Source organism: Variovorax sp. LjRoot130, assembly GCF_964253755.1.
In the GTDB taxonomy this organism is placed as follows: domain Bacteria; phylum Pseudomonadota; class Gammaproteobacteria; order Burkholderiales; family Burkholderiaceae_C; genus Variovorax.
Genome location: NZ_CAXURM020000002.1, coordinates 1,175,687 through 1,198,862 on the forward strand (window position 1 = coordinate 1,175,687; position 23,176 = coordinate 1,198,862).

11 protein-coding genes and 2 pseudogenes are annotated in these 23,176 nt (G+C 68.2%); 12 read left to right on the forward strand and 1 reads right to left on the reverse strand.

What is annotated here, in order from left to right:
• Nucleotides 1–53: 53 nt before the first annotated feature.
• Nucleotides 54–1,001 (reverse strand): sulfurtransferase, encoded by a 948-nt coding sequence (locus tag ACSQ86_RS35435; RefSeq protein ID WP_436306550.1) that lies wholly within the window; start codon nt 999–1,001, stop codon nt 54–56.
• Nucleotides 1,002–1,244: 243 nt separating this feature from the next.
• Here ACSQ86_RS35435 and ACSQ86_RS35440 point away from each other — a divergent pair.
• The 12 genes and pseudogenes from ACSQ86_RS35440 to ACSQ86_RS35495 all read left to right on the forward strand — a co-directional run.
• Nucleotides 1,245–1,496, forward strand: a pseudogene (locus ACSQ86_RS35440) (LLM class flavin-dependent oxidoreductase); the annotation flags it as partial.
• Nucleotides 1,497–2,066: 570 nt separating this feature from the next.
• Nucleotides 2,067–2,762, forward strand: a complete 696-nt coding sequence (locus ACSQ86_RS35445) for a hypothetical protein (protein WP_436310780.1) — start codon at nt 2,067–2,069, stop codon at nt 2,760–2,762.
• Entirely contained in the window at nt 2,759–3,991 is a 1,233-nt protein-coding gene (locus ACSQ86_RS35450) for a hypothetical protein (protein WP_436310781.1), read from the forward strand. Before ACSQ86_RS35445 ends, ACSQ86_RS35450 begins: the two co-directional genes overlap by 4 nt.
• Entirely contained in the window at nt 3,988–7,518 is a 3,531-nt protein-coding gene (locus ACSQ86_RS35455; RefSeq protein WP_436310782.1) for a DUF6603 domain-containing protein, read from the forward strand. Before ACSQ86_RS35450 ends, ACSQ86_RS35455 begins: the two co-directional genes overlap by 4 nt.
• Before the next feature lie 55 nt (nt 7,519–7,573).
• The gene (locus tag ACSQ86_RS35460) at nt 7,574–10,192 is read left to right on the forward strand and encodes a hypothetical protein (protein ID WP_436310783.1); all 2,619 of its coding nucleotides are present in this window, start codon (nt 7,574–7,576) and stop codon (nt 10,190–10,192) included.
• 3 nt (nt 10,193–10,195) lie between these two features.
• The gene (locus ACSQ86_RS35465) at nt 10,196–14,812 is read left to right on the forward strand and encodes a hypothetical protein (protein ID WP_436310784.1); all 4,617 of its coding nucleotides are present in this window, start codon (nt 10,196–10,198) and stop codon (nt 14,810–14,812) included.
• The gene (locus ACSQ86_RS35470) at nt 14,812–16,497 is read left to right on the forward strand and encodes a hypothetical protein (RefSeq protein WP_436310785.1); all 1,686 of its coding nucleotides are present in this window, start codon (nt 14,812–14,814) and stop codon (nt 16,495–16,497) included. Before ACSQ86_RS35465 ends, ACSQ86_RS35470 begins: the two co-directional genes overlap by 1 nt.
• A gap of 531 nt (nt 16,498–17,028) precedes the next feature.
• A pseudogene (locus ACSQ86_RS35475) lies at nt 17,029–17,879 on the forward strand (IS5 family transposase); the annotation flags it as partial.
• Entirely contained in the window at nt 17,865–18,611 is a 747-nt protein-coding gene (locus ACSQ86_RS35480) for an IS630 family transposase (RefSeq protein WP_436310899.1), read from the forward strand. The pseudogene ACSQ86_RS35475 and the gene ACSQ86_RS35480, both read left to right, overlap by 15 nt.
• Before the next feature lie 156 nt (nt 18,612–18,767).
• Complete coding sequence (locus ACSQ86_RS35485; RefSeq protein ID WP_436310786.1) at nt 18,768–21,512, forward strand: CHAT domain-containing protein; 2,745 nt, start codon at nt 18,768–18,770, stop codon at nt 21,510–21,512.
• Nucleotides 21,496–21,891, forward strand: a complete 396-nt coding sequence (locus tag ACSQ86_RS35490; protein ID WP_436306537.1) for a hypothetical protein — start codon at nt 21,496–21,498, stop codon at nt 21,889–21,891. Before ACSQ86_RS35485 ends, ACSQ86_RS35490 begins: the two co-directional genes overlap by 17 nt.
• 11 nt (nt 21,892–21,902) lie before the next feature.
• A complete protein-coding gene (locus ACSQ86_RS35495; protein WP_436310787.1) occupies nt 21,903–22,850 on the forward strand; it encodes a hypothetical protein in 948 nt (315 codons plus the stop codon).
• The last annotated feature ends 326 nt before the right edge of the window (nt 22,851–23,176 follow it).

The window sequence follows — 23,176 nt, forward strand, 5'->3', positions numbered from 1 at the left end:
AACGGGCCACGAAGGCCCGCGAAACGTCGCTTCGATTCGACGAGGAGACACTCTTACTTCGAAGCCCAGATGGTCCCGGCAGGGTTGTTGACCGGCACGCCGACTGCATTGCCGTACTCGGTCCACGAGCCGTCGTAGTTGCGCACGTTGTAGCCCAGCAGCTTGGTGAGCGCGAACCAGGTGTGGCTCGACCGCTCGCCGATGCGGCAGTAGGTAATGACCGGCCGCGTGCCGTCGATGCCGGCGCTCGCGTAGAGCGCCTTCAGCTCGGCCGCGGACTTGAACGTTCCGTCCTCGTTGACCGCGCGTACCCAGGGCACGTTCGCCGCGCCCGGGATGTGACCGGCGCGCACGGCGAGCTCGGCCGCGCCGGGCGGCGCGAAGATCTTGCCGGTGTATTCGTCCGCCGAGCGGATGTCGACCAGCTTCGCATCCGATTTGCCCTCGGCCACCGCGAGCACATCCGAGAGGCGCGCGCGCAGTTGCGGATTGGGCTTCGCCACCTTGAAGTTGGTCGCGACGTGCTCGGGCGTGCGCGCTTCGAGCGTGCGGTTCTCGGCCTCCCATTTCTTGCGGCCACCATCGAGCAGCTTCACGTTCTGCACGCCGTACTGGTCGAACACCCAGGCGCCCCAGGCGGCGAACCAATTGTTGTTGTCGCCGTAGAGCACCACCGTGCTGTCGCTCGCGACGCCCCCGGTCGACAGCAGCTTCTCGAAATTGCCCTGGCTCACGATGTCGCGCCGCACGCGGTCGTTGAGGTCGTTGTGCCACGAGAAGTTGACGGCGCCGGGGATGTGGCCCTTCTCATAGAGACCCGGGTTCACGCTGACCTCGATCACGCGCAGCTTCGGATTCTTGAGGTTCTTTTCGAGCCATTCAGTCGAGACCAATGCGCCGCTGCCATCGGCCGAAGCCTGCGCGAAGGCGCCCGGCGCGGCGGCGATGAAAGCGAGCGTGGCGACGGCGGCGCAGCGCCACCACTTCGTCGGAACAAGCATGAACCCTCCAGTTGCTGTCGATGATGATGAGATCGAGCCCGCACTCTAAGAGTGCAGGACGTGGGCGCCAACGAATCAATCGCGATATCCGAATGAGCAAACCATCTAACGGCGCTCCGAGCGCAAGGATGGTTATTGCTTCTTCTTCGTTCAACAGGCGCGTCAGCGGCCATAGACTTGACGCACGAGGACACGTGAGCACGCGCAAAAGCAGCTTCGGCTCGGCCTCCATACCCGGTCAGCATCCACACCCGCGCATGGCGTCTGATCCAGACGCGGGAGCGCGGTCGATTCGGATGCCTTGTTCATGGCCGATCACCTCGCGGTGCTCAACATGCCGATCGAGGCGCTGCAACCAGCCACACGGTGAGCTCCTTCGAGCCGTTCACGCTGCTGTCTGCGCTGGCCCAGCACACGGAGCGCTACGGTCTGATCGCGACGGCCTCGACCACCTTCGACGAGCTCTTCCACATTGCGCGCCGCTTCGCGTCGCTCGCCCTTGCCGTCACCTTGGGCCGCGGGCTGAGTGAAGGCAAAGGTGAAGCCGGGGTTGGCTTCTCAGCAACAAAGCGCGTGGTGGCGCCGATCGAGCTTTTGACATAACAAGGCTTGTTGTTCTTTACATCATCATCAAGTTCTGTAGCGGCTCCACCGTCTGCATGCGCCCTCCTCCAGGACCGGCGACCAGTACCGCTAGACGGCGATAGCGAGCACGCCAGCAATTGACGCCTGCTCCAATCGCATCCCTTCTCGTCGGGGGATCGTCAACATGCCCGGCGTCCCTGCGCTGCCGACGACATGGGCCCAATCCGCGCCATCGAGTCCCAGCCTATGCCAAACGGCAAAGAGACAGCCGGCGCAGATTTTCCCTATCCTCGGCCACCCTCATTTCTTCCTCCCAGGGTCCTCGCATGCACTCGACGCTTCAGAACGCCGACATTCCTCACCGCGCCCACGCGCGGTCGCGCATTCCGCGCTGTGGGGCCGACGATGTGCCGTCGGACGATCCTGTCCAGCCAGCCGTACGGAAACGGTCGATGTGATCCCACCTCAAGCTCGACAATCATGGCCGACGACCTGCGTCTCGAATATATCGGCAGCGTCGACAATGACAATCTGCGTTTCAGCGCTCGCAGCAACTACACGGCGGTGACGCCGACTCTCGCGACCCGGCGCACCAAGGGCGTGCTCAAGGACGTCTACCTGCACTGCAACAGCGACGTGCTGGTCAAACGCGGCGCGGTCAACGTCAGCAAGCACTACGCGGTGCGCCGCAAATGGCGCAACTGGCTGGCACACCTCGATCCGGCCGACCGCGAGACACGCATCGATGGCTATGCGATCGACCAGGGCGCGCTGCAGCTCGACTCCGGCGACAAGCCGATCGGGGAATGGTTTGACGCGCCGGGCATCGCGACCGGCTACCGCCAGACAAAGTTCGAGCGCATCCTGTCCGAGTGGGTGGTCGGCGCAGTGACGTCCTACGACGCCACACTGGTCGATGGGCTTGGCGGTCTTTACTTCTTCGTGATCCTCGACCTCACGCCGACGCACTACCGCTTCATGATGTCGCGCGCCGAAGCACTGACGACGACCCACGTCGAGGAGACGCTCGGTGCCGGTAGCGGCCTCGGTCCCCTGCCCGCAGCCACGCCGTACAGGACCGAGGTCGACGTGGGTGCCACGCAATGGCTGGCCCGCCATCCGACTTGGCAGGACTACGCGGCGCTGAACGCGGCCTTGCCCCTGCCCACGCCATGACCGCTCCGCTGACCGAGCGCTACTTCCTGCCGATCGCCGCCCCGATCAGTTGGAACATGCTCGGCGAGACGGTCACCGTGCCCGGCCTCGGCGGTACCGCCGGCTTCACGCTGGTCAGCTTCCTGACGGCGCCTCTGCCCGTGGACAGCCGCCTCGACTACGTGCTGTTGTGCCATGAAGACGCGGACGAGTTCATCTGGCGCTTCGCCGACCCGGCGACCAAGCTCGTCTCGAAGACCGACAGCGGCGACACGGCAAGCTGGGTGACGCTGCCCGCTGCCGGCACGCTCGAGACCACGGTCTTCGTCCGCAAGACCGGCACGACCCTGGCCACCGTCAGCCTGACCCAGCAGGTGGTGGAACCGTCAGCGGACTTCCGGGCCCTTGCGACCCAGCTCGCCATTGCCGGTGCCGGCGCCGACTATCTATTCACGCTGCGCGAAATTTGCCTCGAACTCAAGCCCTACATCGACGCCGCCGCAACCGCCACCGGTCCGAACGGCATCCCGGCGCGCCTGCTGGCCGCGATCCTCTACCGCGAAGCCTTCAATCGACCGAAGGACGGCAGCCCAAAGGCGGACGCGATTCGCTTGCGGCTCGAAGGCAAGGACTACGATCCGCGCCAGCAGGCGCTGGTGGAACAGCTCACCCGCCAGACTGGCCGCACCGTCAACCTGCAGCACCTGCATGACATCCGCGATGTGGAAATCGCGATGATGCGCGGTTTCTTCAACGAGATCGAGGATCTCTCGAGCTTTGACCCGAGACTCTTGACCCTGCTGTACGCGAGCCGCAAGACGCTTGGCGTCGGACAGATCGCGCAAACCACGGCCGCCATGGTGAGCGGCCTCATCACCTGGCGCGAACTGACCGACCCCGGCAAGGAAGCCGTTCTGGACGCGATCGAAGCCGACTACCGCGCGCTGTCGACGTCCGACAAGCTCGGCATCTTCAACGGCCTGCGCTTTCCCAAGACCAACATCCAGTTCGCGGCGCAGCTGCTCGCGAAGTTGAAGAACCGCGCGCACCGCTTTCCGATGATGTCGATGCGCGACGTGCTGGCCAGCGACCAGGCGATCGGCATGATCGCGACCGAGTACAACCGCGGCGGCTTCGACACGCCGCTGGCAAGCATGAAGAACAACGCCTACGGCGACCGCGCCGTCACCTACGCCAAGGCGGACCAGGACGTGCTCGGCCTCACGCGCTATTTCCCGGATCCGCCATGAGCGACACCACGGAGTCGTCCACGCGCGAGGCACTGCTCGCAGAGCTCGCCGAGCTTGTGACGCCGCTTGCGGTGCTGTCCTCGCCCGATGATGTAGCGAAGCTGGTGCGCGCGCTGGGCTTCGACGTGCCGGCCATCACCCAATTGCCGGAAGCGTTCGGGCTTCTGGTGACCGGTGTCGATGACGTCCGACACGCACTCGGTCAGCTCGGAGCTGCCACCACCGACGACGCGCGAAAGACCGCGGCCGCGTCGCTGTTGACCGCGGTCACCGCGGTGCTGGGCGGCGCCGCCGGCCTGGCTTCCGCGATCGAGGCTGGCTTCGACGAGCTCGGCGACTTCGTTGGCGAGAGCGGGCTTGCTAGCGAGCTGCCGCGGCGGCTGCTCGACCTGGTACTGCTGCAGTACCTGATTGCCAAGCACGGCGCGATCGTCGAGCTGCTGCTGTGGCTCGGCTTGGTCGACTTCGTGGTGCAGCAGCCGGACGCCCCGACCCACCGCATCGACGCCATCATCCCCACGGTGCATTGGGAGCGCATCCCGCTGCTGTTTTCCAATCCGGTGTCGATCCTCGACCAGGTCTACGGCTGGTCCACCGACTTTCGTGCCGACAAGTTCTTGGCGCGCACGATGGGCTTCGTCGGCGCGCTCGGGCTGCCGCTCGGCGAATTTCCGCAATCGAGCGAACTCGCCGATGCGCTGCACCGGCCGCCCGATCCGCGCACCGAGTACCGCGTTTCGCTGTTACGAAAGGGCAAGCTGTTCGATGCCGCGACCGCGGCGGAGGTGGGTCTGCGCCTTTGCGAAGTGCCGCCTGCCGGCGCGCTCGGGACGGGCGTCGCGATCCTGCCCTACGCGGCCGGCGCCGCGACCTTCGTGGGCACGCTCGCGCCTGGCTGGACGCTCCAGGTCAAGACCGCGCTCGACATCACGGCCGGCATAGCGCTGGTGCTGCGGCCGCCGCAGACACTCGGCTTCGAGACAGGACTGCTCGGCGGCGCCGCCGCCGCGGTGAGTGGCAAGCTCGGCATCGGCGTGCGCCGCGCTGCCCCGCCCGACACCGAGATCATCCTGCTCGGCGAGAAGGGCAAGACGCGCCTTGCGATACGCGAGTTCGGCGCCGCGTTGACGGGCGCGCTCGGTCAACCGCCGGAGTTGATCATGAGCGTCGATGTCGTCGGCCTCACCATCGCCGTGGTGCCCGCCGACGGCGACGGCTTCCTCAAGAAGGTGCTGCCGCCCGAGGGCATCAAGGCCAGCGGCGACCTCGGCATCGACGCCTCGACCAAGACCGGCTTCCGCTTCCGCGGCGGTGCGGGATTCGAGGTCGAACTGCCGCTCAAGCTCTCGCTCGGCGGCGTGGTCGAGCTCAAGTCGCTGTGGGTGCGCATTGGCGCCAGCGCCGAGGGGCTGCAACTCGCGCTGGCGCTGACGGTAGTCGTGAAGATCGGCCCGGTCAACGGTACCGTGGAGCGCATCGGCCTGCAGGCCGCGCTGGTCCCGACGGTGGCTGGCAGCCCGGGCAACTTCGGCGCGCTCGACCTGCGTACGCGTTTCAAGCCACCGGCCGGTGCCGGCCTGTCGGTGGTCGCGGGCCCGGTCTCCGGCGGCGGCTACCTGTTCTTCGATCCGGACCACGAGCAGTACGCCGGCGTGCTGCAGCTTTCGTTCAAGACCATCGGTCTGACGGTGATCGGTCTGTTGACCACGCGGTTGCCCGACGCCTCGGGCGCACCGGGCGCCGCCACGCAGGGCTTCTCGCTGCTGCTCATCATCGCGTTCGACTTGCCACCGATCCAGCTTGGCTACGGCTTCACGCTCAACGGCGTTGGCGGCCTGCTCGGCATCAACCGCACGATGGTGGTCGATGCGCTGCGCAACGGCGTGCGCAACGGCACGGTGGACTCGATCCTGTTCCCTACCAATCCGGTGGCGCGCGCGGCCGAGATCATCAGCAACCTACGTAGCATCTTCCCGCCGGCACAGGGACGCTACGTCTTCGGCCCGATGGTGAAGATCGGCTGGGGCCCGAACGCGATCCTCGAATTCCAGGCCGCGGTGATCCTGGAACTGATGGCGCCCATCCGGCTCGTGGTGCTCGGCAAGGTCCAGGCGGCGCTGCCCGACAAAAAGGACGCGATCGTCGTGCTTCGCCTCGACATCGTCGGCGTGATCGATTTCGACCGCAGCGAGGTCTCTGTCGACGCTTCGCTGGTTGATTCGCGCATCGCGGCGTTCGCGATCACCGGCGATATGGCGCTGCGCGTCGGTTGGGGTGCCACGAAGCAGTTCGCGCTCGCGGCCGGCGGGTTCCACCCGCGCTTCCAGCCGCCAGCCACGTTCCCGGCGCTCGGCCGGCTCGCCATCTCGTTGGCCAATAGCGACAATCCGCGGCTGCGGCTGGAGTCCTACTTCGCGCTGACGACGAACAGCATCCAATTCGGTGCGGCACTCGATATCTACGCGAGCTTCGACACCTTCGCCGGCACCTTTTCGGTGGCTGCGCTCGCGAACTTCGACGCCCTCATCCAGTTCCAGCCGTTCGCACTGATGGCCGACCTCGGTGCCTCGGTCGACATCGCGCGCAACAGCGTACCGATCCTGCATGCGGCGCTGCATGCGTCTCTCAGCGGTCCCGGACCGTGGCATGCAATAGGCTATGCCGAATTCGACTTCATCGGCAAACACCGCATCGCGTTCGAGGCAACCGTCGGCGAACCGGCAGAGCAGCCGCCTTCGACGATCGCGCCGGCGGAACTCGCGACTCGACTGGTTGAGGCCTTCGGACGCGCCGACGCGTGGGGCGCCTTGCCGCCCGCGGACGGCGAACGCATCGTCACACTGCGCACACAGCCCGATGGCGACCGCATGCTGGTGCATCCGCTCGGCGCGCTGAGCGTGCGCCAGCGTCTGCTGCCTCTCGACAAGGTGATCGAGCGCTTCGGCGCCTCAGTGGTGGCGTCGGTCACTTTCACACTGGCCGGCTTCCGCATCGGCGGCCCGACCGCGCCTGCGGCGGAAACGCTGCGCGACGACTTTGCGCCCGGCCAGTTCACGCCGCTGTCGGACGACGATCGCGTCGGCCGGCCGGCCTTCGAGGCGATGGCCTCTGGCGGCCGCGTCAATGTCACCGCCTTCCGCGTGCCGACCGATGCGCCCGCTGGAGCCTCCGCGACGGCCGCCTTCGAAGACGCGATAGTCGACGACGAGCCCGCGCTGGACGAACGTCTGGCAAGACCGATCGGCGTCTCGATCGCGGCACTGCCGGAGGCCGTGCTGCTGCAGGTCGCGCGGCGCGGTGCGGCCGGCCTGGCGCCCACACGCGCCGGCGGCGCTGCGGATTTTGTTGCGCGCAACCTCGCGCTTGGCGTGCGGGGCGAGCGCTATGTGGCCGCCAGCACCGACACGCTGCGCTCGCAGGCCGGTGGACCCGTGGCAGGCGCCAGCTGTGCCGAAGCCCTGGACCGCGTGGCGAAGACCAGGCCGGGTGCTGCGCAGGCCGCCTTGCTGCACGAGGCCGGACCATGAGCGGCACTGCCACTCTGAAGTCGAATGCCGAGCGCTGCTGCGCGAAGGTACCCCGATGAGCTACACCTTTCTGCGCTGGATCCGCTTCGGCATCGCGGCCGCACTCGGCGACGCGACGCTTGACGCCGGCGGCGGTCCGCGCGCACGCATCACTGTCGGCGTCGACGTCGCCGCGACCGGTCTCGCAAACCAGCTGGCGCAGACGCGGCTCGCCTTGTTCGGCCCCGGCGACGTCGGCGGCATTGACGCGCGCCAGGTGATCCGGACCTTCCCGGTCGCGGGCACGATCGACTTCGAGAAGAGCTACCTCGCGCATGTCGAGTTCGACCGGCCCGACCTGCCATGGCTCTTCACGCCGCAGGCACCCGATGCGAACGGCCTGCTGCGGCCCTGGTTATGCCTCGTCGTCGCCGAAAAGCGCGAAGGCGTGGCGCTCGAGGCGGCCTCGCCGTTGCCGGTGTTGGCAATCGCGAGTGGCGCGGCTGCCGAACTGCCATCGCTCGCCGCCGCCCCTGCGTGGGCGCACGTGCAGATCACGGGTGACGCGAGCGGCGGCGCCGAAGCGATTGCGCGCGATCATCCGGAGCGCATCCTGTCGCGCCTGGTGTGCCCGCGTGCGCTCGCGCCCGACACGGCGTACATCGCCTGCGTGGTGCCATGCTTCGATGTCGGCGTCGAGGCCGGACTCGGGCGCGACGTCGCCAGCACCGCCACGCTGGGCGACGCATGGAGCGCGACCACCGATGCGATTCGCCTGCCGGTCTACCACCACTGGGAATTCTCGACCGGTGGTGCGGGCGATTTCAAGTCGCTGGTTTCGCGGCTGCAGGGTCGCCCGCCGGTCGCGGGCGTGGGCACGCGTGCGCTCGACGTCTCCGCCCCGGGCTTCGGCGTGACGGCGTTCGCCGAGCCGACCGAGGTGGCGCTCGGCGGTGCGCTGCGCGTTGCCGTGCCCGCCGCCGCGCCCGTCCACGAAGACCTCGCGCAACGGCTGCTGCCGGTGGTCAACGTGCAGGCCGCCGTCGCTCCTCCGATCTATGGGCGCTGGCATGCCGCCGCTACGCGGGTGGCGCGCGGCACCGGCGTGCCGGGCTGGCTCGACGCGCTGAACCTCGACGTGCGCTACCGCGTCGCGGCCGGCCTCGGCACGCGTGTGGTCCAGGAGCGTCAGGAAGACCTGATGGCCGCCGTGTGGCAGCAGTTTGGCGAGATCCTGCGGGCCAATCAGTTGCTGCGCCAGGCGCAGCTCGCGATCGCCGCATCGAAGCGCGTGGTGGCGCGCCATCTCGCACCGCTGCCGGACGCCGCCCTGCTCGGCGTGCTTGGGCCGACGACGGCGCGTATCCGCTTCGCGAGCGGCCAGACCGTGCGCCGTGCCATTGTCGACAGCTGCCTGCCGCTGGCGGCGCTCTCGGGCGCGTTTCGCCGCATCGCGCGCACCCACGGGCCGATCGAGCGGCGCTTCGCCCAGCGCGCCGGCCGCGGACTGCCGGACGTGCAGCAGTTCCCGCCGTCGATCGACACGCCCGCGCTGATCGAGGCCCTGGCCGCTGGAACATTGAACGCACGTGCGCCGTCGATCCCCGCGGGCGCGGTGGTGGCGCCGGCCAGCCTGTTCCCGCTGCGCGGCCGCCGGCCGGTGAGCCGTGAACCCGCGCCGAAGGCACTCGACACGCTGATGCCGACCTTCACCCGACTGGCCAGCCGCGACCTCGCCGCAAGCTGCCCGCCGCTGAACGTCCCGGCGGTCGCACGGGTGCTGCGCGACGCGGTCGTGCCCGATCTTGCGATCCCGCCGCGCGTGCGTGCTCAACTGCACGTTCCCACCGAACGCGTCTACCTGTCGGACCGCCTCGATCCGGTGATGGCCGCGCCTGAGATTCCGACACCGATGATCGGCCCGCTGATCGAATTGGGACTGGACTGGTTGCTGCCGGGCCTGACCGAACTGGCGCCAAACACGGTCAGCATCGTCGAGCCTGACGCGGCCTTCATCGAGGCCTACTTCGTCGGCCTCAACCACGAGATGAGCCGCGAGTTGCTGTGGCGTGGTTTTCCGACCGACCAGCGCGGGACCGTGTTCTCGCGCTTCTGGGACCGGCGCGGTGCGGTGGTGAGCCAGCCGGCGGCGCCGATCGCGGACATTGAGCCGATCGCGGGCTGGCTGCGCCATGACGGGCTCGGCAGTCACCTCACCGATGCGGCCAGCGACCTCGTGGTTCTGTTGCTGCGCGGCGACCTGCTGCAGCGTTATCCGCGCGCCACTATCTTCATGCAGCGCGCGCGCTGGAAGCGAGATACGCAAGGTGCGATCGTGTACGAGGGCGACGTCGCATTGCGCGAGCCGGTACCGCTGGTCGACGCGGCCGCCTGGGAGCAGGATGCCTGCTTCCCGGCTTTCAGCAGCCGTGCGGGCGCCGACGTGCTGTTCGCGGGCTTCATGCGCGAGAAGCAGGACGTGCGCGGGGTCGACCGTACCGGCCTGCCGCAGGGTACCGCCGACGCCAAGGCTGGCTGGTTCGTGGTCTTCCAGGAACAGCCGACCGAGCCTCGCTTCGGTCCGCCCGCCGTGCCGGCCACCGCCAATGCGACGAAGGCCGAAACGCTCGCCGTGCAGCTGATGCGCCCGGCCTACCGGCTGTTCGTCCATGCCAGCGACCTCGTGAGTGCCTGAGCCATGCGCAAACGAACCCAATCCAATGCCCTTGCCGAGTACACGCAGGCACAGCGCGAGCACGCAGTGGCGCAGCGCGAGGCAATCGCCGCCCGCGCCGCGATCGCCGCCGCGCGTGCGTCCGTCAGCTCCGCCACACTGCGGCCCACACAGGCCACTGAGCCATCGACCGGATCGGACCTGCGCGCCCGCAAGGACACCCTCTCGACCGCTGGCAAGACGCTGGCTGCGCTGGAGGTCCGGCGCCAACGCGCCGAGCGGCTGCAGGCCGAACTCGCCAACCGCATGGCTGCCGCGCGCGAGAAGGCGCTCAAGGGCGAGTCGGGTTTCGAGCTGCTGGCGGGCGCGCATCCCCTGCTGCTGCTTCCGGTGCGCCTCGAAGCGCGCTTCGCACGACTGAAGAACGACACCGTCGTCTTCGATGACGACCCGACGCTCGAACGCGTGCTGCTGGTGCGAATCTACCCGGACGAGATCCACGAGGATGTGCACGAGCCCGAGTTCACACCCGACGAGGGCCGCTGGGCCGGCGAGTTCAAGCGCAAGTTGCTGGCCGCGCGCGACAACCCGCCAATCCGTGATGCCTGGGCCGAGCTGATCGCGCGCGCCGGCCCGACGCGTGCGGCCTGGCTGGGCCAGATTGTGGTCGCCGGGCTGCGTGCCGACAAGCGGACGACCGTTTTCTCGCGCTCCGCGCTGGCACGCCTGCTGCCTGACCGCTGGGTCGCGTTCGCCGAACTGGACGACGAGTCGACCCTGACCGCGATGTCCGCGCCGGTGCGCGAGCCGCTCGAGATGGGGCCCTCGCCCGACGGCATGCAGTGGATGGTCGACTTCGAGCTGGGCATGAAGGTCGGCATGGCGTTGATCGTGCGCGGCATCCGGGACCACACCGATGAGGTGGTGCGCCTCACGGTCGTCGGCGCGCGCGCGACGCTCGATCCGGCACAGGCCCAGGCCGAACTGGTGCGGCTGCTGGACGCACATCGCTACACGCGCGGCCTCGAGTTGCTCGCACCTGGCACGCCGACCAATTCGACGCCGGCTGCACGGGCCGGCTACAGCACGCGGCCCGAAGCCGCCAGGGTGATCGACATCGAGCAGCGGCGCTTTCGCGTCGGCGGCCGTGCCGAGCCACTGTGCCAGGACGGCGACCAGACCGACGGCACCGCGCTCGCGCTCGCACTCGGGGTTGACGCATCGACTTTCGCATTCGTGGGCCGGGCCGATGGCACGGACCAGCAGGACGCCTATCTGTTGCGCTCGGTGCTGGTCGCGGCGACGCGGCGGCCGCTCACGCGCTGGCTCGATGGCATCGTCGATGCCCAGACCGTCGACGACCTGCTGGTCTTCGCGGTCGAACGCGTGAGTGCGCTCGGTCCCCTGCCCACGCTGCGTGTCGGCAGCCAGCCCTACGCCGTCCTGCCGGTCATGCTGCGCGATGTGAAGCGCTTTCCAACCGGCTCCAGCGCGCAGCGCTTCCTGCCGGTGCTCGAGCGCCTGCGCGCGGTCTGGCGCACTGCCACCAAAACCATTGACCGCGTCGGCCAAGCCGGCGCCGACCCGGGCAAGACGTTGCTGCGGATCCTGCAGCGCGACGGTGTGCTGCGCCGCGTCGCATTGCGCCCGGTGCTGGGCCCGCTGACCGGCGCGGCCGTCGCCGCCGGTCTGACCGGGCGCGCCGCCGCGGATCTGCGTGCGCAGCAGCAGACCGCTGCGGCCGCGATCGATGCGCTGGGTGCCCGGCGCTCGTCGGCCTCACCGCTTCTGAAAACACTGCATCTGCCGATGGCGCCATCGCTTGCGGTCGATCTCGTTCAACCAGCCGATGCGCTGGCCGCCTCGGCGCAGCGTGCCGCAGCCTACCTGGAAACCGTTGCCGCGCTGCGCCCCGATCATCTGATGCAGCACGACTACGGCGGCGGCGAGCGCCCGCGCGCGCTGCTGTTCGCGATCGCGCGTCTCGCGATGCTGGAGCAGGCCGACGCCTGGGCGCGCGCGTTGCTGATCGCCGCAGGCGCGAATCCGCAACGCTGGGACGACGAGGAAGTGCCAAGCCTGTTCGTCGATGCGCTGGCGTCGCCATTGCGCCGCCTGCAGTCGCCCGATCCGGCCGATCCGCTTGCGCCAATCGCCTTCCATCTTTCCGAGGCCGGTCGCGATGCCGGCGTGCTGGGCACGTTGCGCAATGCGTTGCGCCAACTGAAGCAGCGTCCGCCGGAAATGCTCGAACTGCAGTTGCGCGCGAGCCTGGGCCTGTTCAGTCACCGGCTCGATGCCTGGTACACCGCGCTCGCGACCGAGCAGCTGCTGTCGCTGCGCAACGAAGTCGGCACGCAGACCGGCCTGAACATCGGTGGCTGGGGCGTGCTCGAGCATATCGTTCCCGCGCCGCGCCGGCCGGTTGCGGGCAGCCCGGGCCTCTTCAGCGATCCGGCGAATGGCGGCTACGTGCATGCGCCCAGCGTCAACCAGGGCGTGGCGGCGGCGGTGCTGCGCTCGGTGCATCTCGCGCACTCGGCCGCAGGACGCGGTACCGCATTCAGTGTCGACTTGTCGTCCGAACGCGTGCGTCACGCGCTGGAACTGCTCGAAGGCGTGCGTGGCGGACAGCCGCTCTCGGCGCTGCTCGGGTACCGCATCGAGCGCGCGCTGGGCGCGGAGCGGCTGCAGCGCTTCATCGCACCGCTGCGCAGCGTCGCGCCGCTGCTGGCCAACACATTGACGCCGTCGACGCAGCCGGCCGACAGCGTCGCTGCGAGCAACGTGGTCGACGGGCTCGCGCTGCTCGCGGAGAGCGGCTACGACGGCGAACAGGCCGCCTCGGTGGATAGGCTTTGGCAGCGTCATGCCTCGCTCGGCGCACTGCCGAGCGGCCCCGAGCACGCAGCCTTGCAACGCGTGCTGAGCGCCGCAGAAGACGCGATCGATGCGGTCTCGGACCTGGTGCTGGCAGAGAGCGTCTACCAGGCGGTGCAAGGCAACCCGGTGCGCGCGGGCGCCGCGGCGGACAGCACGTCGGGCGCACCGGTGCCGCCTTCGGAGCCCACCATCGTGCGCACGCCGCGCACCGGCATCGCGGCCACGCATCGCCTGCTGGTGCTCACCGGCGACACCGACGTCAGGGCCGCCAGCGCGAAAGGCTGGGGCGCGACGCCGCGTGCGATCGCGGAGCCGCGACTGGAGGCCTGGGCCTCGACCGTGCTGCCGACGCCATCGCAAATCCGGGTCCGCGCGCGCTTTGTGGCCGCCGACGGCAGCGTCGCTGCCACGCTGGACAACCTGACGTTGGCCGCACTGCATGAGGCCGCCGAGGACCGGGATGCCGGCTACCTCCAGTTCGCGGCGCTCGATCTCGTTGCGCTGGCCGACCCACAGGCGAGGCCGCAGCGCTCGGCGCTCGAGGTGCGCCTGATGGCGCTCGTCGAGTGCAGGCGGCCGGTGGACCTTCCGGCGTCGGCGAGGCTGGAACTGGTCTACGAGCGGCCGGACGACCTGCAGACCAACGAGTTTCTCCTGGCCGATGCGCTCGAGATCGCGATGCAGTTGCGCGATTCGATCGGCCACGCCCGACCGCTCGCGCCAGCCGACCTCACCGCTCCGGGCCAGTCGCCGTCGCTTGCGATCGACCAGGCCGAGCTGGGAAAACGCGCGCAGAAGGCCGCCGACGAACTGGCGGCGGTGCGCAGCGCGCTGGATACGCTGGCCCGAAGTGCCGAGCCCGCAGCGCTGCGCGAGGCGCTGTTCGCGGCCGATGCGCTCGGCGTCGTCGGTGCCGCACCGGCATCGTTGCGCGATGCCGCCATCGCCGCGGCCAAGGGGCCCGAACTTGCCGAACTGCACGCGCAGGCGGCCGCGTGCCTGGCCGAACTGGCTCGCCGCTCCACGCGGCTGAACCAGGCGACGGCCGACGGTCCCGTGGCGCGCCTGAAGGCGGTGTTCGGCGAAGCGTTCGTGGTCCTGCCATTGCTGGTCGAATCGAGCGCGGCTACTGCGGCCTTCGTGCCCGGCGCGCGGCCGGATGGCGCGAGCGCCGCCGCGACGCGCACCTGGCTTTCTAGCGCCGCGCGGGTGCGCGAAGGCGCACGCCTGTTCGATAGCGTGCTGGGTTGTGCCGAGGCTGTCGCATTCACCCAGAAGCGCGGCACGCTGCCGCAGTTCCACGTGGGGCAACTCGGCGGTCCAGCGGGCGAGCGCTGGATCGCGCTGCCGCTGGCTGCGGGCACGACACTGCCCGGAGGTCGGGTGTCGCTGGTCGCGGCGACGTCCGGCGTACTGCCCGGCGACACAGTGGCGGGCCTCTTCGTCGACGAATGGGTGGAGGTGTTGCCGAATCCGGAGGAGACGACCAGTGTCGCCTTTCACTACGATGCGCCCTCCTCCGCCGCACCGCAGGTTCTGCTGCTTGGGGTGCCGCAACCCGGCGTCGAACGCTGGACCGCCGATGCGGCATGCGGCCTGGTCGCCGAGGCGATCGAACTCGCCCGCATCCGCCTGGTCGACACCGACGACCTGCCTACCCTGGGCCAACTGCTGCCGGCCTTCGTGACAGCCGAGAACCTCGACCACGAAGTCGCGGGGCTCGATGTCGAAGACCTCACACGCACCGGAGAGAAGTAGTGGCCACGACGTACTTTCTGCGCCTTGAAGGCCGCACCACGACATCCGACCTCGACGCCGGCGTCGAGGCCCGCGTCTACGACCCTCTGTGGATGCTCGGTCGGCAGTGGCAGCTCGGGGAACTGCTGGGCGACGACGCAGGCAGCCCCGTGTCGGCCGCGCTCGACACCGAGACCGCGATGCTCGGTGTGCTGCGTCGCGGCGAGAACCGTGACGACGAAGCCTACGACCCGCGCGAGTCGCCGCTGGAGGTGCGTGTCGAGGCCGACCAGGTGCGCAGTGCCGACCTGTGGACGCTGCGGCTGCGCATCGACACCGGTCGCGCGTTCCAGCGCGCGCTGGACGATGCGTCCATGGGTGGCTACGGGGCCGGCTTCTGCGATGCCTTCGCGCTGGACCGCGCCGATGTCGGAGCTCGAATCGCTGACCCGGCCGGTGCGCGACTGCGCGACGTGCATGCAGGCCGCGTCCCCGATGGCCGCCTGCTCTACCAGGCCCTCGAAGAGCGACTGCGCATAGGCAAGCAGTTGCCTTCTCACCCTGCCGTCGCGGCCGCCGACACCGATGCGGTGCGTGATGCCGCAGCCGCCTGGCTTCGGTGGTGTGACGACACGTTGGCAGACATCGGCGGTGCCTCGGCCTGGCGGCCGGCCACGCTTGATCATGGCTTCAGCGTCGCTACTTCGTCCGATGTCGACGCCATGCGATTGGACGCTCCCGAGCATCCCGGTGGCGCGCTCGACTGGCATGCCTTCAATGCGCGGCCAGTCGCCAAGCCGGTGGATTTCAGAACGCAGGCCACCGTTCAGGGACTGCCCACCGGCGTGCGTTTCCGCGGCATGCCGAATGCCCGATGGTGGGAGTTCGAGGACGCATCTATCGACTTGGGCAGCGTCGACGCTGGCGCAAGCGATATGGCGCGCGTGGCACTGCTCGAGTTCGGCCTCGTCTATGCCAACGACTTTTTCGCGATGCCGTTGAGGCTCGCGCTCGGCACGCTGTGCCGCATTACCTCACTGGTGGTCGCAGACACCTTCGGCCTGCGCCAGCGGATCGGTGCGGCCGCGCATGGGAACGCACGCCAGGGCGCGCAGCGTTGGTCGATGTTCACGCTGAGCGAACGCGATCCTGCCGCCCCCGGCGGCACCGGCGTGTCGGACTGCTTCGTCCTGCCGCCGGTCGCGCACCAGATCCTGGTGGACGCGCCGGTCGAAGAGGTCTTGCTGCTGCGCGACGAGATGGCGAACCTCGCGTGGGCGATCGAGCGCCGCTACGAAGGTGCGCGCGGAACAGCGGTGGAACGCGTAGAAGAAGCGATGCGTGATCGCGATGCACCGCTGCCACCTGCCGCGGACGCCGCGCTGAAATATGTGCTCGGCACTCAGGTGCCGCCTTACTGGTTTCCGCTGGTCCCGGTCAACACGGGCGGCGACTTGCAGCTAGAACTTCGGCAGATGGTGAATCGGCAGGTATCCATCACACCGCTCGGTCGGTTGCTCAACCTCAACGGACCGACATTTGCGGACGCCAACGTGCCACGCGAAGGAAGGCAGCTAGTGCGCGACTATGTACTCACGCGCTGGTCGAATGGTGCGACCTTCGTTTGGTCGCGGCGGCTGCGTCGCGTGGGCCGCGGCGAAGGGTCGAGCGGCCTGCGCTTCGACGCCGCAGAGCCGGGCGGATGAATCCGAGCACGGAGGAAGGGCAAGGAATTTCGCCTCCCGATCTGAGCGGCGATCGGGTCGAAAGGATTCCTGGATGCGCCCCTTCGATGAGGCCCAGACGGAGTTCTTCCCATTGACAGCCTTCCGGACCGTTCTGGTATGAAGGCATGTCTGCTGTCCTCGCATTGACGATCGTGCCTCGGAACGAAGCCCTCTCGATTTCCGTGCTGGATTGTGTTGAAACGGACCGGATGAAGCAATCAGGTGTGATAGAGCATTCGCGATAGGCGGAATGGCGGACACCCCATCTCCGTTGACGCGTTGCTCCGCGAGTCACAGTGACTTCCGAGGCGCGCGCGGTCGCAGCGCTGCAGGGAAGCCAATCGGTTATCCATACACCCGTTCGAGACCTCGCGCGACGCTCGAACTGACCACGACACACCGCCCGGAGAAGTGCTTGGCCGCGGGGACTTAGGGAAATGCTGATCAATTGGTCGCGGCGGGCACGGCCCGTGCATGCGTGAAGACACCGCAAATCACAGCACCACCTAGATGAACCAACGCAGCTTTGCCAGCGCCGAGTACGCGATGAAGAAGAAGCGCACGCGGCGCGAGAAGTTCTTGGCCGACATGGAGCGCGTCGTGTGGTCTCGTCTGGTTGCCGTGATCGAGCCGCTGTACCCCACGCGCGGGCGCGTCGGCCGACAGCCGATCGGCGTTCCCAGGATGCTGCGCATGTACTGTCTCCAGCAGTGGTACGGCCTGGCCGACGAGGCGCTGGAGGACGCGCTGTACGACAGCCAGGCGCTGCGCGACTTCGTGGGCATCGACCTGTCGCGCGAGTCGGTGCCCGACGCCACCACGCTGCTGAAGTTCAGGCGACTGCTGTTGGACAACGACCTCACCAAGGCCCTGTTCGAGGAGATCAACGCCCATCTTGCCGAGCAAGGTCTTCTGATGCGCGCGGGCACCATCGTGGACGCGACCATCATCGCCGCGCCCAGTTCGACCAAGAACGAGGGTAAATCGCGCGATCCCGAGATGCATCAGACCAAGAAGGGCAATACCTGGCACTTCGGCATGAAGGCCCATGTCGGTGTGGACGCCCAATCGGGCCTCGTGCACACGGTGGTCGCCACGTCGGCCAACGTCCACGACGTGACCCCCAGGCCGGCGCGCTTCTTCACGGGGAAGAGACGGTGGCCTTCGGCGATGCCGGCTATCGGGGCGTAGACAAGCGCAAGGAAGCGCAGGGCCCGAAGTGGCACGTGGCGATGCAGCCGGGCAAGCGCCGGCAGCTGGACCCGAAGCGCAAGTGGGCGCGCCTTCTTGAAAAGGCCGAGCAGCTGAAGGCGAGCATCCGGGCCAAGGTCGAGCACCCGTTCCACGTGATCAAGAATCTGCAGTCGGGAAACCGTCCGGCGCATGCTCAAAAAAACGAGCTCAAGCCCTGGCGACGGCTGATGTGGTGCATCGGCACGCTCACCGAAGAGTACCGCTGCCGCATGTACAACCTGCTCAAGCTGTATGCCAAACCGATGCGCGGCGACGAGCCCGTGATTTGCATCGACGAGAAGAGTCTGCAACTCGTTGCTCATAGCCGCGAACCGTTGCCCATGGCGCCGGGCGAACCGGCCAAGCTGGACTACGAGTACGTGCGCAAGGGCACGACCAATCTGTTCGTGGCGGTCGAGCCCAAGGCGGGACAGCGCGTCGTCTCGGTCACCGATCACCGGGGCAAGACGGACTTCGTCGGCTTCGTCCAGGCACTTCTTACCGACACTTATGCGACGGCGCGCCGCGTTCACCTCGTGCTGGACAACCTGAACATTCACTTCAGGAAATGCTTCGACGATGTGTTGGGAACGCGCGCGGCCAGCACGCTGCTGCGCCGGGCGTGCTTTCACTACACGCCCAAGCACGCAAGTTGGCTCAACATGGCAGAGATCGAGATCGGCATCCTCACGCGCCAATGCCTGAACCGCCGCCTCCCAAGTCAGCAACTTCTGCGACGCGAAGTCGATGCTTGGCAAACAGATCGAAACGCGCTGCGCCGAACCATCGAGTGGAAGTTCACTCGACAGGATGCAGATCACAAGCTCGGGCGTCATTACGTTTCGAAACTTGCGTGTTGATGTACTAGTACCAAACGGAGCTGCTCTTCGGGCTGTTTCAGTGTCGAGGTTGCCCTTAGTCCACGGCTCGTGATGCGCCGACCCACAGTACAAGCATTTGCCGCGTCACTGCATGCGGCGTATGGTCCACCAATGGCTCGCGAAGAAGCACGAAAAGTGAGCAAGGCGGATGCGAAACATCATTTCGCTTTGGTGCAGCGTGCGCTCGCCGCAGCGGACGACGCACAACGCGACGCGGCGCTTGGCGAAGGCTTCGCGCGCTTCGGCATGGGCTTCGCCTACTCCCTGGGCGAACTCGCCAGGCTCGAGAACACGCCCGGGCCCTACACGGCGCTGAGCGAAGAATCCGGGGCTTTCTTGCTGCGCTGGATCGGCGGCGCTCGCCTCACCAAGCGCGCCGACGACGACGAGCGCCGCGTCGCGGTGGGCGAGGAGATGCTCCTGATGGCGCAGGGCCATGTACGCATCGGCGGCATCGTTGCGCGAGCGATCCTGTCGCTGCCCGAGTCGCACCCTCAGCGCGACCTGCAACGAGCCGAGACTCTCGTGCGCCAACGGCTTGGCGCAGCGCTGAACGACGACGATCCCTCATCGTTCGTCTCGTCGGTGATCGACTTGCTCGATCATGGCCTTGCTGCCGAGGATGAAGCCGTGTCGCTCTATGAGCAGGCCCGGCAGCGGCTGCCCATCGAAGGCGAGCCGCAGCTGCCGCGCCGCCTGGACGTTGCGTCGCTCAAGTTTCACGCCAAGCTGGCGATCGAGGCGCGCGACGCCGGCGAAGCTTCGCGTCTCAAGGAACAGTCCGCTCTCGCGCGTCAACGCGCCGACGCGATCGGTGTCGAGCGTTCGAGCGACCGTGAGCTGCGCCAGAGCCGTATGCTGCTCGCGATGCTGATTGACGTCGATGAGAGCAACGCCGCAGTCGCGGCGACGGCCTGGGCTGCCGCGCGCAGCGGCGAGTCGGTGCCGGACGACATTGACCGCATCGTCGCGTACCACGAAGGACGCCGGCGCCTCGAACTCGGCGAGCACGAGACCGCGGCGCAGCTCTTCGCACCGCTGATCGATGCGGCACGCGAGGACTACCTCGACGCGCTGCGCGACGCCGATGTTCAGGACCGAGGTGAGCATTTCAGCAACCTGGCCACGCATCACGCCTTCGCGCTCGGTGCGCTTGGACGCTGGGACGAGGCCCTGCGTGCGCTGGATGCCGCGCGCAGCCTGCGCCTGCGCCAGCGCGCATGGTTGCGCACGATCCCGCGCGGGCGAACGCTGTTGCGCCTCGAGCGCGAGCTGCATGCGCACGAGCGCGGCGCACCGCTTGGTTCGACGGCGACGGCCGCCACCCCCGACCGCGCTGACGCCGGTGACCGCATGCACGGTCAGGTGTCGCGCCATGCACGGGTGTACGAGCGCTACCGAAGGCTGCGGCCTCAGTTCGATGCGTCGGCGCTGGTGTCGCCCGGCCTCGCTGAAGTGGCAGCGGTGCTCGTTGAACACGAGGCAGTGCTTTCGATCGGCAGCAGTTTCAGCGGCACGCTTGCGGTGCTGGTGCGCCACGGCGACCGCGAGCAGCCGAGCCGCGCGCAATGGATCAGCGAATGGACCCACGGCTATTGGATGCGTGTGATGGCAGGCGACGAGGCGCGCCCGGGTTGGCTCTTCGCGATTGGCGCGCCGGAGCTCGGCCTCGAACACGCCGCGGTGCTTGATGGCCTGCTCGCCGCGGTCGACGCCGACCTCGGGCGCTGGATTGCGAAGGCAGCACGCGAGTTCGGCGTGCGCCGGCTGACGATCGTCGCGCACCGCTATCTGCACCTGCTGCCGTTCTGGGCGCTCCCCTCGCTGTCCGAGATCGAGATCGCGAGTGCGCCCAGCCTCGCGCACCTGCTGGCCTCACGTGCGCCGCGTCCGCCGAGCTCACGCCGCGCGGTGATCGTCGAGAACCCGACCGGCGATCTGCCGCTCGCCGCCGCCGAAAGCGCAGCGGTGCAGAGCGCCTTGGGCGGCGCCGGCTTCGCCGTCGAACGCTTCGCGCACGAGCGCGCCACCGAAGCGCTCGTGGCACCCGCATTGCGTCGTGCGGGTGTGTTGCACTTCTGTGGTCACGGGCGATCGGAACCCGACCGCGACCGTGCATCGGCTTTGCTGATGCACGCGGGCGCCGGCGCGCTGGGCTTGCCCGGCGCCGACCCGCTCGGCGTGCTGGCCGCGGCCGCCGAGGCATGGGAGGAACAAGGGGACGGCCGGCGTCACACCAACATCGACGGGCGCGGCCGCCTGCATGAGATCCGGCGCGACGATGGCACGCCGCTCGAGCGCAGGCTCGAATTCAGCGTTACCGGCACGTTGTGGACGTTGTACCGCGACGGCGCGCCGCTGCGCAGTGCCGAGCTCTGGTCGGCGGGCGACATCGGCGTCGGCGCGCGCTTGAACCGGCTCGGCGTGGCCTTTCTCTCCGCCTGTGAAACCGCCTCCGGTGGCTTCGAGCCGGTGATCGACGAATACGGCGGCTTGCCCGCGGCCCTTTTGCTGGCCGGCGTGGGCGCGGTGGTGTGCAGTTTGTGGCCGGTGCCCGAGTCGCTCACGCTGCTCGCCGCCGACCTGTTCTACCGCCGGCTCGCGGCGTCGGGCGACGCGTTCGACGTCGTGACCGCATTGCGCGAGAGCGCCGGCACTTTGCGCGAGATGCCGCGCGACGAGGCACGCGCGCGGTTCTTGGCAATGCACGAACAGCGCCTGCAGCCGGCAGCGCGCTTCATGCTCGAGGCGGCCGCGACCCGCTTGCAAGGCGGGCCCGAGCGCCCTTACGCTCACCCGGTGCACTGGGCCGCTTTTTTCGCGGTCGGCAAGCCGCAAATCCGTTTCGCGAAAGGAAGACACCATGGGACTACTCGATAAGCTCATCGTGGCGAAAGTGGCGGCGCACGACGCCGGCGCGGCCGTGGCCGTGGACGTGAGCGGCGCCAGCGATGCGCAGGTGCTCGGCACACTGGTCAGCACCTTCGGCGGCGACGATTCGTGCACCGAGATTCAGGTGCGGCGCGGTGGAGTTCTGCTCGGCACCGTGAACCGCGAAGCGACGATCGCGTTCGTCGGCGACGGCCTGAAGGGTGTCGGCGCATCCGACGCCATGCTGCTGCCGGGCGTGGGGAACTACAGCACCACGAACTGGGTGTGCCCGCGGCGCGACTGCGGCTACTCGCTCGTGACCATCGTATTTGACGATGCGCCGAACTGTGCTCGCCACCCCGACCAAACGCTTGTCCTGCAAGGCTGAAGGTCGCACCGATGAAACTCGACGGCCTGATCGACAGCGGCTTGAAGGAGGTCGGCCCGCGCTTGTCGCTTATCGGCCTGCTGCCGAACCTGGCGCTGTTCGGATTGATCGCCTCGCTGCTCGCGAGCGGCGCGCCGCAGGCCGCACCTGACTTGGGCAAACTGTGGGCCGCTGCCAAGAACCCGGACGGCGGCGAGGCACTGCTGCTGGTGGCCGCGCTACTCGCACTGGCGCTCGTGCTGCACCCCCTGCAGCTTTCGCTGGTGCGCCTGCTGGAGGGTTACTGGGGCAATGCACCGGGTGCACGCGATCTGGCGCGCCTCGCCACCGCGCGCCAGGCGCGCCGACGCGATGCACTGGTGAAGGCACTGGGCTACGAAGGTGCCGGCCAGCCCGATGCGCCGACCCGCCAGCGCATGCAGGCAAGCGCAGCGGCACTGATGCAACGCTATCCGTCGGCCGACCGGTTGATGCCCACTGCGCTCGGAAATGTATTGCGCGCCGCCGAGGACCGACCGCAGCGTGCCTACGGACTGGACGGCGTGGTGATCTGGCCGCGACTGTTCCCGCTGTTGCCCGAGTCAATGCGCAGCCTTTTGGGCGATGCGCGCAACCAGATGGACGTGACGCTGCGCTTCGCCGCAGTGTTCTTTCTGGCCGCGCTGGTGTGCGGCGCGCTGTTGTGGCGCCACCCGCCATGGCTGGGGCTGGCGTTGATCTCGCTCGTGCTGGCGCGGCTGTCGTACCGTGCCGGTGTGCAGGCAGCGATCGCGTACGGGAACGTGGTGGAGGTGGCGTTCGACCTGTACCGTTTCAGCCTGTACCCGGCGCTTCACTTGGCGCTGCCGAACGACTTGGACAGCGAACGCAAACTCAATGCGGAAGTGTCGGCATTCCTGCGCCAGCGGGTGATGCCCAGCTACGCATACACCCATCCGCCGCCACCCAAGCCGGGGTAGGCGGGTCTCACGCAAGCGCGGGCGTGCCAGCAACAATCAGCTGGCGCCAGGCATTGCCGAGCGTGCGATCTCGATGATCTGCGAACGCTATGCAGACTTCGGCCCGACGCTCTTGCGGCAGAGAAGCTTTGTGAATGCCACGGGGGTCATCCTCAGACCCCTGGCGTACGAAACGCTGCAACCGGCTGCCGCAAGTCGACATGGGGGCGATCGTGGAGAACAAGCGCCTGAGCCATGTGCTGCAGACGACGCTGGTGATCCAGGCGGGATGATCGTCACGCGTCAAACATGCCACATCGAACGAACTCTGGCCAGGCACCGTACGC